Here is a 12,209-nt window from a genome sequence, read left to right as displayed (position 1 = left end):
GGGTTCCTTTCGTGTAGTGCAGTCCGCCCGCTACAACAAAGGTGAAACATCACCTATTCCGGGGCGTTGAGCACCGTCCACATCCTGGCGATCCGGTCGTCGACGATCTCGGCGACGTCGAACCCCGACGCCACGGTGACATCCTCTGGTGTGCGTACCTCCCAGGCCAGAAATCCCAGCCCGCGGGTCTGGCGTACCGGGCCGGCCTTGACGAAATGTAGGCCCGGCAGCTTTCCCTGCACGTCGGCGGCCTTGGCGTTCAGTTCGTCATGACCGGTGGCGATGCCTTCGTCGTCGATCCATTGCACGTCCGCGGCATAGGTGGTGGCGATCGCCTCGGCCCGGCGTTGCGGGTCGCGTTCGTCGAACACGGCCAGCAGATTGGCCTCCATCAGTGCGGTGATGACATCACTCACGTGGCTGCTCCTTAATTAGGTGATAGATCACCGATACTAGCTTGGTGCGGGTGGCAGCGAGCTGTTGTGATCGAGGTTGACGTGAATATGCTCCAGCGCCGCGGTGAACGGCGCGAGCAGGTTGTCCGGCAGCGGATCGAAGAACAGGCTGCGCACCAGGTCGACGTGTCCGGGGGCGGCCGCCTCGATGGCGTCCCGGCCGCTCGCGGTGAGCAGGACATTGGTGGTGCGGCCGTCCGCGGTGCTGGGCCGGCGTTCGGTCAGGCCGCGTTCCTCCATGCGGCGCAATTGATGTGACAGCCGGCTGCGTTCCCAGCCGATCTGCGCCGCCAGGTCGCTGACCCGCATGCCCTCGTTCGTCGCGCCGCTGAGCGCCACCAGCACGTCGTACTCGGACAGCGACAGATTCGAGTCGGCCTGCAGCTGGCGGTTCATCTCGTAGTTCATCCGCAGCTGCACCCGCATGTAGGCGACCCAGGCGCGCTGCTGCTTGGCCGTCAGCCACTCCTGCTTGGGTGACGTGTCCCGTACTTTTCTCGGTGTCACAGACGCCAGTATGGCGGTAGCGATACGGTCCGGCGGTCGACGCGCGAAAGCGCGTTTGACATGCAAAGGTTTGACGGGCTAGGTATATTACGCGCGATAGTGCAGTTGTAACGCCGACAAGCTCACGAGGGGCGATGCGGGCCTGATCGGAGGGGCAGTCGATGGCGGCCACCACTACAGGGCGATCCAAGATCGCTCACTTCATCCGCGTGATGGCGGTACCGCTGGTCATCGGCTGGGTGCTGCTCAACGTCGCCACCAACGTGTTCGTGCCGTCCCTGGAAAAGGTGGGCGAGGCCCACACCGTCGGGCTGAGCTCCAAAGACGCGCCGGCGATGATCTCGATGAAACGCATCGGCTCGAACTTCAAGGAGTTCGATTCCGATAGTAACGCGATGATCGTGCTAGAAAGCGATCAGCCGCTCGGCGCCGACGCGCACCACTATTACGACAACCTGATCGCGAAGTTCCGGGCCGACCCCGCCCACGTCGAGCATGTGGCCGACTTTTGGGGTGACCCGCTGACCGCGGCGGGCGCGCAGAGCGAAGACGGCAGGGCCGCCTACGTCCAGCTGTATCTGAAGGGCAACCAGGGCGAGACGATCGCCAACGACTCGGTGGCCGCGGTGCGCGATCTGATCGCGAAGAATCCGCCGCCGCCCGGGCTGCAGGTGTTCGTCACCGGCGGTGCCCCGCTGATCTCCGATCAGCACCACGCCGGGGACAAGAGCATCGCCCTGGTCACCATGATCACGCTCGGCGTGATCGCGCTGATGCTGCTGGTCGTCTACCGGTCCATCGTGACGATGATTCTGGTCATGCTGATGGTGTTCATGGAGTTGGGCGCCGCTCGCGGGGTGGTCGCCTTCTTGGCGAATGCCGACATCATCGGGCTGTCCACGTTCGCGGTGAACCTGTTGACGCTGCTGGTGATCGCGGCGGGCACCGACTACGCCATCTTCGCGATCGGGCGGTATCAGGAGGCCCGTGGCGCCGGCGAGGAGAAAGAGGCCGCGTACTACACGATGTTCCACGGCACCGCGCATGTGGTGCTGGGTTCGGGATTGACGATCGCCGGCGCGATGCTGTGCCTGTCGTTCACCAAGCTGCCGTACTTCCAGACCATGGGCGTGCCGTGTGCCATCGGCACGTTCGTCGCGGTGCTCGCCGCGATGACGTTGGGCCCTGCGGTCATCACCATCGGCAGCCGGTTCGGCCGCTTCGAGCCCAAACGCGCCATCCGGTCCCGCGGCTGGCGCCGGGTGGGCGTCACCGTGGTGCGCTGGCCCGGTCCCGTGCTGATCGCCACCCTGGCGCTGGCGCTGATCGGTTTGGTGACCTTGCCCGGGTATAAGACCAACTACGACGCCCGCAAATATCTGCCCACCGATATCGCGGCCAACGTCGGATATCAAGCCGCGGAACGGCATTTCAGTGCCGCTCGGATGAACCCCGACCTGCTGATGGTCGAAAGTGACCACGATCTGCGCAACTCCGCGGACTTCCTGGTGATCAACAAGATCGCCAAGGCGATCCTTGCGGTGCCCGGCATCGGCAAGGTGCAGACCATCACCCGGCCCAACGGTAAGCCGATCGAGCACACCACGATTCCGTTCATGCTCGGCCAGCAGGGCGCGACGCAGAAGATGAACGAGAAGTACCAGCAGGACAACTTCGCGCAGATGCTCCAGCAGGCCGACGATATGCAGCGCAACGTCGAGACGATGGAGAAGATGTCGTCGGTCACCGAGCAGATGGCCGCGACCATGCACTCGATGGTGCAGCGCACCACGGACATGACCATCGATATCGCCGAATTACGGGACCATATCGCCGATTTCGACGATTTCCTACGCCCCCTGCGTAACTACCTGTACTGGGAGCCGCACTGCTACGACATCCCGGCGTGCTGGTCCATCCGATCGGTGTTCGACACCCTGGACGGCATCGACACCATGACCGACGACATCCAACAGCTGCTGCCCGACCTGAAACGGATGGACACGCTGCTGCCGCAGATGGTGGCGCTCATGCCGGAGAACATCCAGGTCATGAAGAACATGCGCAACCAGATGCTGACGATGTACCAGACCCAGAAGGGGATTCAGGATCAGCAGTCCGCGGCCGGGGACGACTCCAACGCGATGGGGCAGGCCTTCGATGACGCGCTGAACGACGACACCTTCTACCTGCCGCCGGAAGCCTTCGACAACAAGGACTTCAAGCGCGGGATGAGCAACTTCGTCTCGCCGGACGGCAAGTCGGTGCGGTTCATCATCAGCCATGACGTCGACCCGGCCACACCGGAAGGCATCTCGAATGTCGAGCCGGTGAAGCAGGCGGCGCGGGAAGCCATCAAGGGCACCCCGCTGGAAGGCTCGAAGATCTTCCTGTCCGGAACGGCCGCGACCTACAAGGACATGCACGACGGGGCGTACTACGACCTGATGATCGCCGGAATCGCCGCGGCCTCACTGATTTTCATGATCATGCTGCTGATCACCCGAAGCCTGGTGGCCGCGGCGGTGATCGTCGGTACCGTCCTGCTGTCCCTGGGGGCATCGTTCGGCATGTCAGTTCTGTTGTGGCAGCACATCCTTGGCCTGGAGCTGCACTGGATGGTGCTGCCGATGGCGGTGATCCTGCTGCTGGCGGTGGGGTCTGACTACAACCTGCTGCTGGTCTCCCGGTTCAAGGAGGAGCTGCACGGCGGGCTCAAGACCGGGATCGTCCGCGCGATGGCGGGCACCGGTTCGGTGGTCACCTCGGCGGGGCTGGTGTTCGCAGCGACCATGGCGTCGTTCGCGTTCAGCGATCTGAAGGTGATGGCTCAGGTGGGCACGACCATCGCGCTGGGATTGTTGTTCGACACGCTGGTGGTGCGCTCGTTCATGACGCCCGCGGTCGCGGCGCTGCTGGGCAAGTGGTTCTGGTGGCCGCAGATGATCCGGCCGGCCCATTCGGACCGGCGGCTGGCCGCGGCGGGTATCGAGCCGGTCGCGACTCGGTAAGCCGGGGCCTTTCGGCCCCGGCCGAGCACGCTAGGGGCTGGAGCTGATGGTGACGTGCGGGGTGACGTTGGGGACCTGATCCTCGGACAGGCCGATGCAGGCGCCGCTGTCGTTGCCGGTGCAGGGGATGCCGTCGATCTCCGGGATGTCGGGGTTGGCGGCGGTGGTGGTGAAGCCCTGGGAATCCGGCGAGTTCGGCACCATGAACGGCGTGCACTGGGTGGTGAATTGGTCTTCTTCTTCACCGCTGGTGCAGGCGGCTTGGGCGGTCGCGGGGTTGATGGTGACCATTGCGACGGGCGTGCCGAGGGCGGCCAGGGCGAAGGCGGCGGCGAGCAGGGCTCGCTTGGTCAGGTGGGGCATGGGGCGGCTCTCCTCGTTCGGTTATTGACGGGATTGTACGACGAAGTCACAGCAGTCACTCGGGAACCGCCTGTTCACCTTCGTGCGCCGGGTGGGGGACATGATGGAGGCATGAAGGTACGTGTGCTCGGTGTGGTCCTGGCGTTGCTCATGGTGTTTCCGGGGGTCGCCTCGGCGGCGGTGGCGGCGCCGGCCGGCGATGTCATCTCCATCGGTGACCCCGATGCGTTAGGGCAGATCGATCTGTACGTGGATCCGCTGTGCCCGTACAGCGGGAAGATGGTGCGGGCCCAAGGCGCCGAGATCGGCCGGCGGATCGAGGACGGGTCGCTTCGGGTGAATCTGCGGTTCGTCGACTTCCTCGAAAAGTATTCGGCTTCAGGCACTTACGATTCGCGTGCGATTGGTGCCGCGTTTGTGGTGGCCGGGCAGTCCCAGTCCAGCGACGTGACGTGGCGGTTCGTGCAGCGGATCTTCTCGGCCGAGCAGCAGCCGCACGAGGGCGGTTCGTCGGATCTGTCGAATGAGCAGCTTTCGGGGTTGGCTGCCTCGGTGGGAGCGCCTGGTCCGGCCGTCGATCTCATTCGGGTCGGAGTGTTTCTGGGCTACGACCCGCACGCGATCGCGACGTCGAACCTCGCCGTGCTGCACACGTTTCCGGAGCCCGGCGTGCCGACCGTGGTTCTTGGTGGGGAGCCGCTCGATGGGGAGTCGGATTGGTTGGCGCGGTTGCCGGGTTGACCATGACTTCGCCGACCGACGATCCGAGCGCCTTCGCCGTGGCGGTGCTGCGGAACCTGCTGGATAGGGTCGACACCGAGAATCAGGTCGACGGCCGCCACGTCTTCCTGGTGTCACACGCATGGACCGACGGTCCAGTGATCTGCGTCGTCTACGCGGCGCCGCCGTCCGACATCGCGTGGGGATTGGTCCGCGACACCAGGTCGTCCGTTGTCGATGGTGAGCCCTGGACCGATGTCCACGAGGCTGGGCTGTACTACTACTTGCTGGATCTCGAGGAGAACTGGCCCGGCAATTTCTCCCGTCAGGCCGGCGAGCCCGACGAGATCCGGTGGATGGGCGACTTGCACGAGGAACTTCCCCTGACGACAGCCGATCTTGTCGAATCAACTCGATACGTGTTCGAGGTGCGAGAGCATTCGGAGACCCATCACGCGCACGAGACGGTGGTCGAGCCGAGGCGATACGTCGATCCGAGATGAGCGGTTGCGACGCTATGCGGCTACTCGAATCTGGAGGTACTCATGAGAACCGTTGCACTGGCAGTGGCATTGATCGGCACGGCGATCGCGATGAGTCCGCACGCATCAGCCGAACCGTCGTGGACGATGCCCAACCTGATCGGCAAGGACCTGCAGGGCGCGCAGGACGCGATCCAGTCGTTGACGCACGATGCGGTCTGGTACACCAGCTCCACCGATCTGACCGGTAAGGGGCGGGCTCAGGTCAGCGACCGCAACTGGCAGGTGTGTACCTCGACGCCGCCGCCCGGAGCCACGTTCACGGCCACCACCAAGGTGAACTTCGGTGTGGTGCGGATTGACACGGAGACGTGCCCGTAGGGTTTTGTGCCGTCAGATCTTCGGCAGCCAGCCCGACCACGATGGTGACAGCACGAACCCGCGGCCTTGCGGGTCTTTGCACGCGGTGGTTCCCTTGTCGTCGACTCCGCACGTGACGCCGTAGACGGTGAGCCTGTGGAAGGGCGGCAGGCGGGGCCTGAGTGTCGAGCCGCCTTGGCAGAATGCGCTGCCGAATTGCCGTAGTCCGCTTTCGGTGCTCATCGTGTAAACCGAGCCCTTACCGGTGACTTTGTCACAATGCGCCGGCGGAATGCCCGGCAGGTCAGCGCTGGTGCAGGCGGCCGAGGGAAGCGACGTGAAAGTGCATGCGACGCCATCCGGCGTGAAGAAGCCGAACGAAGTCAGTGAAGTGGGGCGACCGGGATTCTCGGTTTGCCGTTGGTACTCATCGGGATTGGCGGGCGTATAGCTCTCCAGTTCTGGGAACCGATCATCGGTTGGTGTTACGCCGGTGTCTCTGGCTGGCCCGGAGTTGGTGGTACACGCGACCACCGATCCAGTAACCACTGACAGCAATGCTGCGGCGACGAGCGATGCCCGGGTGATGCGTGCCAACGTGCACTCCTTACCAACTTGCAGCCGGGACGTGCTATCGGATCTTCGCTAGCCAGCCGGACCACGATGGTGACAGCACGAACCCGCGGCCTTGGGGATCTTTGCAGGCGGTGGTTCCCAGGTCGTCGACTCCGCAGGTGACGCCGTAGACGGTGAGCGTGTGGAAGGGCGGCAGGACCTTGTTCGGTGACGAATCGTCACTGGCCGCGGTGTCATTGCATGAGCGACCCGCTGTTTTGGAGAGACCACGATCGGTGCTGATCGTGTTCACCGGAAACCGGTGTCGGTCCGGGTCGCACTGCGCCGGTTGTACGCCCGGAAGGTCGTTGCCGGTACAGACCGCTAACGGAAACGGGTCGAGGGAGCAGTGCACGTCACCGGGTGTGGTGAAGAAATAGCCGGTGCGGTCGTCTGGTCGTCCGGGGCTGGTGAGCTGTTGGGCATAGTCGTCGGGGTTGACGGGGGTGTAGCCGCTCAAATCCGGGAATCGGCTGGCCGCTTCCGCGGTCGTGGTTGCCGTATCAGTCGGCTCGGCATCGGCCGCGCGGGTTGATAGCAAAGCTGCGGTCCCCACCATCAGAAGTGCTGCTGTAAAGCGAGCTATCAATCGTGCGCGCTGGATCATCGACTCCCGCCGTTCGTCGCTGTTCAGGTTCGACCGTAATGCGAATGGCTGGGACGTCGGAGTGAACTGGTCCGACGTGGGGTTGGTACCGCTGCTCCCGGATCGTGAGTACCCCCTACCCGCCGCTGCCCGGTGCCGAAGTGTCGCACGACTACGTCTACGACGAACAGATCCCGGTGTTCTGTGGGCACTATTGGCGGCAGGGCCAGCCGCGGCATCTGCACGACTGGACGGACTACGCGGCGTGTGTGGACTTCAGCGCCGTCAAGGGGCGGGGCGCTGACGGCGTGCCGGTGGTCGGGTGACACCCGGATTGCTGTGGATAACTACGTGCAAGTGGCCGCCACGACGTCGTAGCTGTCGGGAGTCGGGCGTAGCTTCCGGCTCATGAACGACGGACGGAAGCGGCGCCAGGCCAAGCAGGCCCGCCGAGACGCGCGACGGAGGGCCCAGCGCCCGGCACCGCAACCGAGCATGGTCGAGATGGTGCGGAATGCGTTGGATGCGGGACATCCATCGGAGATGCTCGGACTCGTTGGTGTGATGGTTGAAACGTTGATGCCACACGTGTTCTCGTATCCGCACAGGGAAGATCGCATCGACCCCAACCCCGCCATCGATGCGATCTCCAGCCAGATGGTCCCGGAGTACACGGCGGTGTTGGCACTTCTCGCCGAGATTGCGGTGGGTGATGAGAATGTTCAAAGCCGTTGCCGCAAGGCGCTCACGTTGCGTGCCGACGCAGTACCCCAGTGGATCGCGGGTTTGTCGCGTCTGGAGGTCTACGGCGCGATCCGGCTGATGGAAGCGCTGGGTGACTGCGACCAGATCATGTTCGGGGTGCGGTTGGTGGACGGCCAGGAGTTGACGTGCGGCGTGTTGATCGACCACGTGAAGTGGTCGATGGCCAGCGACGTTGCAGTGTGGCCGGCGTCGATGGAATCGGTACTGGCCCGGATCGACTTGGCCAGCCGCGACGGCAGGGTGGTGGACATGACCCCGGCGGATGCGCGGGCCTGGATCGAGAAGGGCATTGAGAATGCGATAGTCCCGCGAACGGTGGTAAAACAGCCAGGTTGCCGCGCTGTGGCGCGATGGCTGATCGCCCAGCTCCCAACAGGTGGCGAGTCATTCCAACGCGAGAAACACGACTGGCAGGCAGCCTCGGAGCTCATGGATACGTTCTTCGAATCTCCGACCGGGAAGCGTTTCGACAGCGCAGAGTTCGGTGAAGTCCTGGAAAGCCTGATGGAAATGGGCACCGGGGACCCACTGCGCTGGAGCGCATCGCGTATCAGCTTCACGATGAGAGATTTCCCTACCGACTGGGAGCAGCAGTGGGAGACGCTGCTGCGCGTGCCGGCCCTACTGCGCGCCTTCGTCCCGTTTGCTCACTCACGCAGCGGTATTCGAGCCGAGTTGACGGCCGAAACGCTAGCCGCGATCGACGATGTGCAGATGAGTGTTGAGGAGCGGGTTAGTAACGGACTGAGGGGATATTGGGACCGGGCGGTTTAGCTCCGCCGGCGACCAATCATTCATCGGAGGCTGGGCCGCGGAGAGCGCCGAGATCGTTCAACAGCGTCTCGACTCGCTTCAGCCCGTGCTTTGTCGGGCTGGGTGATCCCTATCCAGTTTGACCAGAGTCGCCGATAGATCATGCAAGCAGGTCGCGCCTGAGCGCACACCGCACGCTGCAGCCGACGAACTGCGCGGCGCTGCGCACCGACATGGTGTGCCGTTGTCGACGATCGCCTTGGCCCTGGTGGACATGGCCGCCTGCCGACCGGCGGAGAACGGCACTCCCGGCCCGGCACACGTTGCGGCGCAACAGGAGTGGGGCTCGTTGCTGAGCCCGTCCGTCGTCGCCGCCTGAGCAACGCCCCCGCAGTACAGGCTCATCGCGCAATCGAATGCGGCTTGGGTGAGTGGTCACCCACCCGTCGCGGCACGTCCGCGCCCCGGGCAGAATCAATGCCATGAGAGTCGCGGTTCTGGGTACGGGCGCCATGGGCGCCGGAATGGCGCAGTCCTTGCTGCGCGCGGGAATCGACGTGACGGTGTGGAACCGTACGCCCGAGCGGTCCCGGCCGCTGGCCGCCGACGGCGCCGTGGTGGCGTCGGACCCAGTGGAAGCCGTCACCGGCGCGGACGTCGTGGTGGCGATGCTCTTTGACGCGCCGTCAACGCTCGAGGTGATGGCGACGGTGCTGCCGTCCATAGAAGCGGACGCGGTGTTCGTGCAGTGCGCGACCATCGGCACCGACGGCGCGGCGCAGACCGCCGCCCTTGCCGCCGAACACGGCGTCGCGTTCCTGGACTGCCCGGTGCTGGGCACCAAAGTGCCCGCCGAGCAAGGCAACCTGGTGATGCTGGCCTCCGGTGACCCCGCACTGCGGGAACGGGTCCAGCCGGCGTTCGACGCCGTGGGGTCCAAGACGATCTGGGTGGGCGATGAGCCGGGCCCGGGATCGCAGCTCAAGATCGTCTGCAACGCCTGGATCAGTACCCTCGCCGCGGCCATCGGCCAGTCCTTCGCGCTCGCGAAGGGGTTCGGCTTGGACCAGCGACTGATCTTGGAGGCATTCGACGGCTCGGCGGCAGGCTCGCCGTACCTGCAGATGAAGGGCAAGGCGATCATCGAATCGTCCTACGCACCGCAGTTCAGCGTCGACGGCGTCCGCAAAGACACCGGACTGATCCACGACGCGATCTCCGCCGCTGGGCTGTCGACCGCCCTGGTCGACGGTGTCCGAGCCGCCTTCGACGCCGCCAGTGCGGCCGGTCACGGCGACGACGACATGGCCGCGGTCTACTTCGGTTTCTGAAGGGGGCTCACCAGGCCATTCAGGCGGTATTTCCCGTCGCCACCACGACGTAGCGGCGCCGCTCACATGGTCCGCGCCGCGAGGCCATGCGTCGTAGTCGGTCACAAATGGGTAACCTCAACGCACAGAGTCGATGGATCAGGGGGAACTCCATGAGCCTCGTGCTGGGCCTTTCGGTGACGACGAGGGATATCCGCGGTGAGCTGGTTGACGGCGCCACCGGCCAGGGAGATCACCTGGACCGTACGGTGCTCGACGCTGCAGATATCCAGGATTACCTGGCCACGCTGCCCGCCGACGAGGAGCTGCACGCCGTCGGGTTGACCTGGACACCCGATGCGGAGTCGGACGCCATCAAGGTGCGTGAGGCGCTCGACGTCTACAGCGGGGGAGTCCCCGTGGTGGCCGTCCGAGAAGTCGAGGCCACCGAAGCGCTGGCTCGCGGCATCGCCGAGATGACGGGGCACGATTTCTTGGTGGTGTGCATCGTCGAACCGGATGCCGCGGTGGTCGCCACGGTCGACGGATTCCAGGTGGCCGTCGAGCAGATCGAACGGGTGGACGCCGGCACGTTGATCGACCGGGTCTGCGCCGTGGTGCGCAGCGCCCGCCCCAGCCCGGACGCGGTGTTCGTCCTGGGCTCGGAGGACGCCGAGGAGCTGGTGGAAGCCCTGCGGCAGGAAACCGACCGCCCGGTCGTCACCGCCACCGAAGCCGACTTCGCGTTGACCCGTGGGGCCGCGTTGGCTTCGGCGTACGCGGCCAGCCTGCCCGCGCCCGAACCGACCGAGCCCCGGTTCTCCCGGGTGCAGCTGCTGACGTCGGCGCTCGGTGTCGCCAGCGTCGCGTTCGTCGTCTCGGTGTCGATCGTGTTCGCGTCCCACGGGCTGCCCGAGCAGCAGCACGAAGCCACGCCGGAGCCCGTCGCCGCATCAGAAGCGATCACCCGTCCGGCGCCGCCGGTACGCACGGCGGCCGAGGTGCGCGAGTTGGCCCGCCAGCCTTTCGCTCTGATGAACCTGCCCGCCCCGCAGGCTCCGCCGCCCCCGGCGCCCGCCGCGCCGCCTCCCGCTCCGGAGCCCGCGGCGCCGGCGAACGCCACGCCTGCGCTGCCCCCGGCCTATATCCCGCCGGCAGCCCCACCGCCGGAGCCGCCTCGGTTGCGGGACCGGATCCTGGACAAGATCCCGATCATCGGTCGCTTCAGGTAGCGATCATTTCTCCGGGAGCGGGGATTCCCCGGCGCCGAGCCCGTTCAATGGGTGCTGCGCGGCGGCGCTCGGCTCGGCACGACGGCCGGCGGCGAATGGCACCGCACCGCAGGCAATCAAGATGACGGCGACGCCGATCCACTGAACTGGGTCGAGGCGCTCGCCCAAAAGGGTTGCCGCCAAGGTGATCCCGATGACGGGTTCGAGAGCGCCGAGCAAACTCAAGGGCACCGACCCCAGCACGCGGACCGCATAGAGCGCACCACCGGTGCCGATCGGCATCAACACCACGCCCTGGATCGCGGCGACCGTCCATACGCCCGCAGGCACGGAGAAATAGTCGCCGGAAGCGACCGCGAACAGCCCGGTGGTCATCGTCGAGCCGATCGTGACAAGGGCGGCGGTGGCCACCGTCCCGACCTGGCGCACCCAGCGTTCGCTGAGGACGAGATAGCCGGCATAGCCCGCCGCGCTCAGCAGGGTCAGGGCCACCGCGGCAAGGGACACCGCACCCGATCCGGCGCCACCGACCATGACCAACCCGGCGATCGCGATACAGGCCAGCAGGATCAACACCTTGGGTACCGGTGCCCGGTCACGCAGCCACACCAGGGCGATGACCATGAGTGGGCAGACGTTCACCACGATGACCGGTATCTGCGCACCGCCGCGTTCGACCGCCATGAAGAATGCGAGAACCTGCGCCCCGAACAGCGGCCCGCAAAACACGAGCAGGCACGCCACCGGCCGCCACGGGAGTCGCCGGGCCCGCCCGCTCAGCAGCCACAGCGCGGCGATGACGGCCGTGCCGAGGATGCCGCGGAGAGTGAGCAGCACCGCGGGACTGGTGCCGGCGTTGTAGGCGAAGACGGCCGCCACCGGCATCGAGCCGTAGGCGAGCGCGGACGCCGCACCGGCAACCCAGCCACGCCGAGTCGGGTGCTCGAGATCTTGGCCCACCGCTGCCTTCCCGTAGCACTGTCGCATCGAGCCGACATCGTTGTACGGGCTGAACTTGCGCACGCAAAGACTACTGCGTTGGAAGGGGTG

15 protein-coding genes are annotated in these 12,209 nt (G+C 65.6%); 9 read left to right on the top strand and 6 right to left on the bottom strand.

Translation table 11 applies throughout. From position 1 onward, the window contains the following. Positions 1 to 53: 53 nt before the first annotated feature. Together ACXPWS_RS22250 and ACXPWS_RS22245 are read right to left on the bottom strand one after the other, a co-directional pair. Positions 54 to 416, bottom strand: a complete 363-nt coding sequence (locus ACXPWS_RS22250) for a nuclear transport factor 2 family protein (RefSeq protein ID WP_458708727.1) — start codon at positions 414 to 416, stop codon at positions 54 to 56. 36 nt (positions 417 to 452) lie between these two features. Beyond that, positions 453 to 881, bottom strand: a complete 429-nt coding sequence (locus ACXPWS_RS22245; RefSeq protein ID WP_458713651.1) for a MarR family winged helix-turn-helix transcriptional regulator — start codon at positions 879 to 881, stop codon at positions 453 to 455. Between the two features lie 242 nt (positions 882 to 1,123). On the opposite strand from ACXPWS_RS22245, the gene ACXPWS_RS22240 reads away from it, so the two are divergent. Further along, the gene (locus tag ACXPWS_RS22240; protein ID WP_458708726.1) at positions 1,124 to 3,973 is read left to right on the top strand and encodes an MMPL/RND family transporter; all 2,850 of its coding nucleotides are present in this window, start codon (positions 1,124 to 1,126) and stop codon (positions 3,971 to 3,973) included. Between the two features lie 30 nt (positions 3,974 to 4,003). On the opposite strand, the gene ACXPWS_RS22235 is transcribed toward ACXPWS_RS22240, so the two are convergent. Beyond that, positions 4,004 to 4,336 carry a hypothetical protein gene (locus ACXPWS_RS22235; RefSeq protein WP_458708725.1) on the bottom strand — a complete coding sequence of 111 codons (333 nt, stop codon included), beginning with the start codon at positions 4,334 to 4,336 and terminating at the stop codon, positions 4,004 to 4,006. A gap of 111 nt (positions 4,337 to 4,447) precedes the next feature. Here ACXPWS_RS22235 and ACXPWS_RS22230 point away from each other — a divergent pair, with 111 nt between their 5' ends. The 3 genes from ACXPWS_RS22230 to ACXPWS_RS22220 are packed head-to-tail and all read left to right on the top strand — an operon-like array spanning position 4,448 to position 5,919. Beyond that, positions 4,448 to 5,077: a DsbA family protein gene (locus ACXPWS_RS22230; protein WP_458708724.1), complete on the top strand. Its 630-nt coding sequence runs from the start codon at positions 4,448 to 4,450 to the stop codon at positions 5,075 to 5,077. A 2-nt stretch (positions 5,078 to 5,079) separates the two neighbouring features. Continuing rightward, positions 5,080 to 5,559 (top strand): hypothetical protein, encoded by a 480-nt coding sequence (locus tag ACXPWS_RS22225; RefSeq protein ID WP_458708723.1) that lies wholly within the window; start codon positions 5,080 to 5,082, stop codon positions 5,557 to 5,559. Between the two features lie 42 nt (positions 5,560 to 5,601). After that, complete coding sequence (locus tag ACXPWS_RS22220; RefSeq protein ID WP_458708722.1) at positions 5,602 to 5,919, top strand: hypothetical protein; 318 nt, start codon at positions 5,602 to 5,604, stop codon at positions 5,917 to 5,919. Positions 5,920 to 5,931: 12 nt separating this feature from the next. Here the strand turns inward: ACXPWS_RS22220 and ACXPWS_RS22215 are convergent, their stop codons facing one another. Further along, on the bottom strand, positions 5,932 to 6,495 hold the full coding sequence (locus ACXPWS_RS22215) for a hypothetical protein (protein ID WP_458708721.1): 564 nt from the start codon (positions 6,493 to 6,495) through the stop codon (positions 5,932 to 5,934). A gap of 34 nt (positions 6,496 to 6,529) precedes the next feature. Then, on the bottom strand, positions 6,530 to 7,120 hold the full coding sequence (locus ACXPWS_RS22210) for a hypothetical protein (protein ID WP_458708720.1): 591 nt from the start codon (positions 7,118 to 7,120) through the stop codon (positions 6,530 to 6,532). A gap of 104 nt (positions 7,121 to 7,224) precedes the next feature. Here ACXPWS_RS22210 and ACXPWS_RS22205 point away from each other — a divergent pair, with 104 nt between their 5' ends. From ACXPWS_RS22205 to ACXPWS_RS22185, 5 genes are all read left to right on the top strand, one after another. Then, positions 7,225 to 7,425: a hypothetical protein gene (locus tag ACXPWS_RS22205; protein ID WP_458708719.1), complete on the top strand. Its 201-nt coding sequence runs from the start codon at positions 7,225 to 7,227 to the stop codon at positions 7,423 to 7,425. A 169-nt stretch (positions 7,426 to 7,594) separates the two neighbouring features. Then, positions 7,595 to 8,638 carry a hypothetical protein gene (locus tag ACXPWS_RS22200; RefSeq protein WP_458708718.1) on the top strand — a complete coding sequence of 348 codons (1,044 nt, stop codon included), beginning with the start codon at positions 7,595 to 7,597 and terminating at the stop codon, positions 8,636 to 8,638. A 217-nt stretch (positions 8,639 to 8,855) separates the two neighbouring features. Beyond that, the gene (locus ACXPWS_RS22195; RefSeq protein WP_458708717.1) at positions 8,856 to 8,996 is read left to right on the top strand and encodes a hypothetical protein; all 141 of its coding nucleotides are present in this window, start codon (positions 8,856 to 8,858) and stop codon (positions 8,994 to 8,996) included. Between the two features lie 103 nt (positions 8,997 to 9,099). Beyond that, complete coding sequence (locus ACXPWS_RS22190; RefSeq protein ID WP_458708716.1) at positions 9,100 to 9,948, top strand: NAD(P)-dependent oxidoreductase; 849 nt, start codon at positions 9,100 to 9,102, stop codon at positions 9,946 to 9,948. Positions 9,949 to 10,100: 152 nt separating this feature from the next. Next, the gene (locus ACXPWS_RS22185) at positions 10,101 to 11,159 is read left to right on the top strand and encodes a DUF7159 family protein (RefSeq protein ID WP_458708715.1); all 1,059 of its coding nucleotides are present in this window, start codon (positions 10,101 to 10,103) and stop codon (positions 11,157 to 11,159) included. 3 nt (positions 11,160 to 11,162) lie between these two features. On the opposite strand, the gene ACXPWS_RS22180 is transcribed toward ACXPWS_RS22185, so the two are convergent. Continuing rightward, positions 11,163 to 12,182 carry a DMT family transporter gene (locus tag ACXPWS_RS22180; protein WP_458708714.1) on the bottom strand — a complete coding sequence of 340 codons (1,020 nt, stop codon included), beginning with the start codon at positions 12,180 to 12,182 and terminating at the stop codon, positions 11,163 to 11,165. Positions 12,183 to 12,209 lie beyond the last annotated feature (27 nt).

This window comes from Mycobacterium sp. BMJ-28, assembly GCF_054404835.1.
This window is presented reverse-complemented; position numbering and strand designations above follow the sequence as displayed.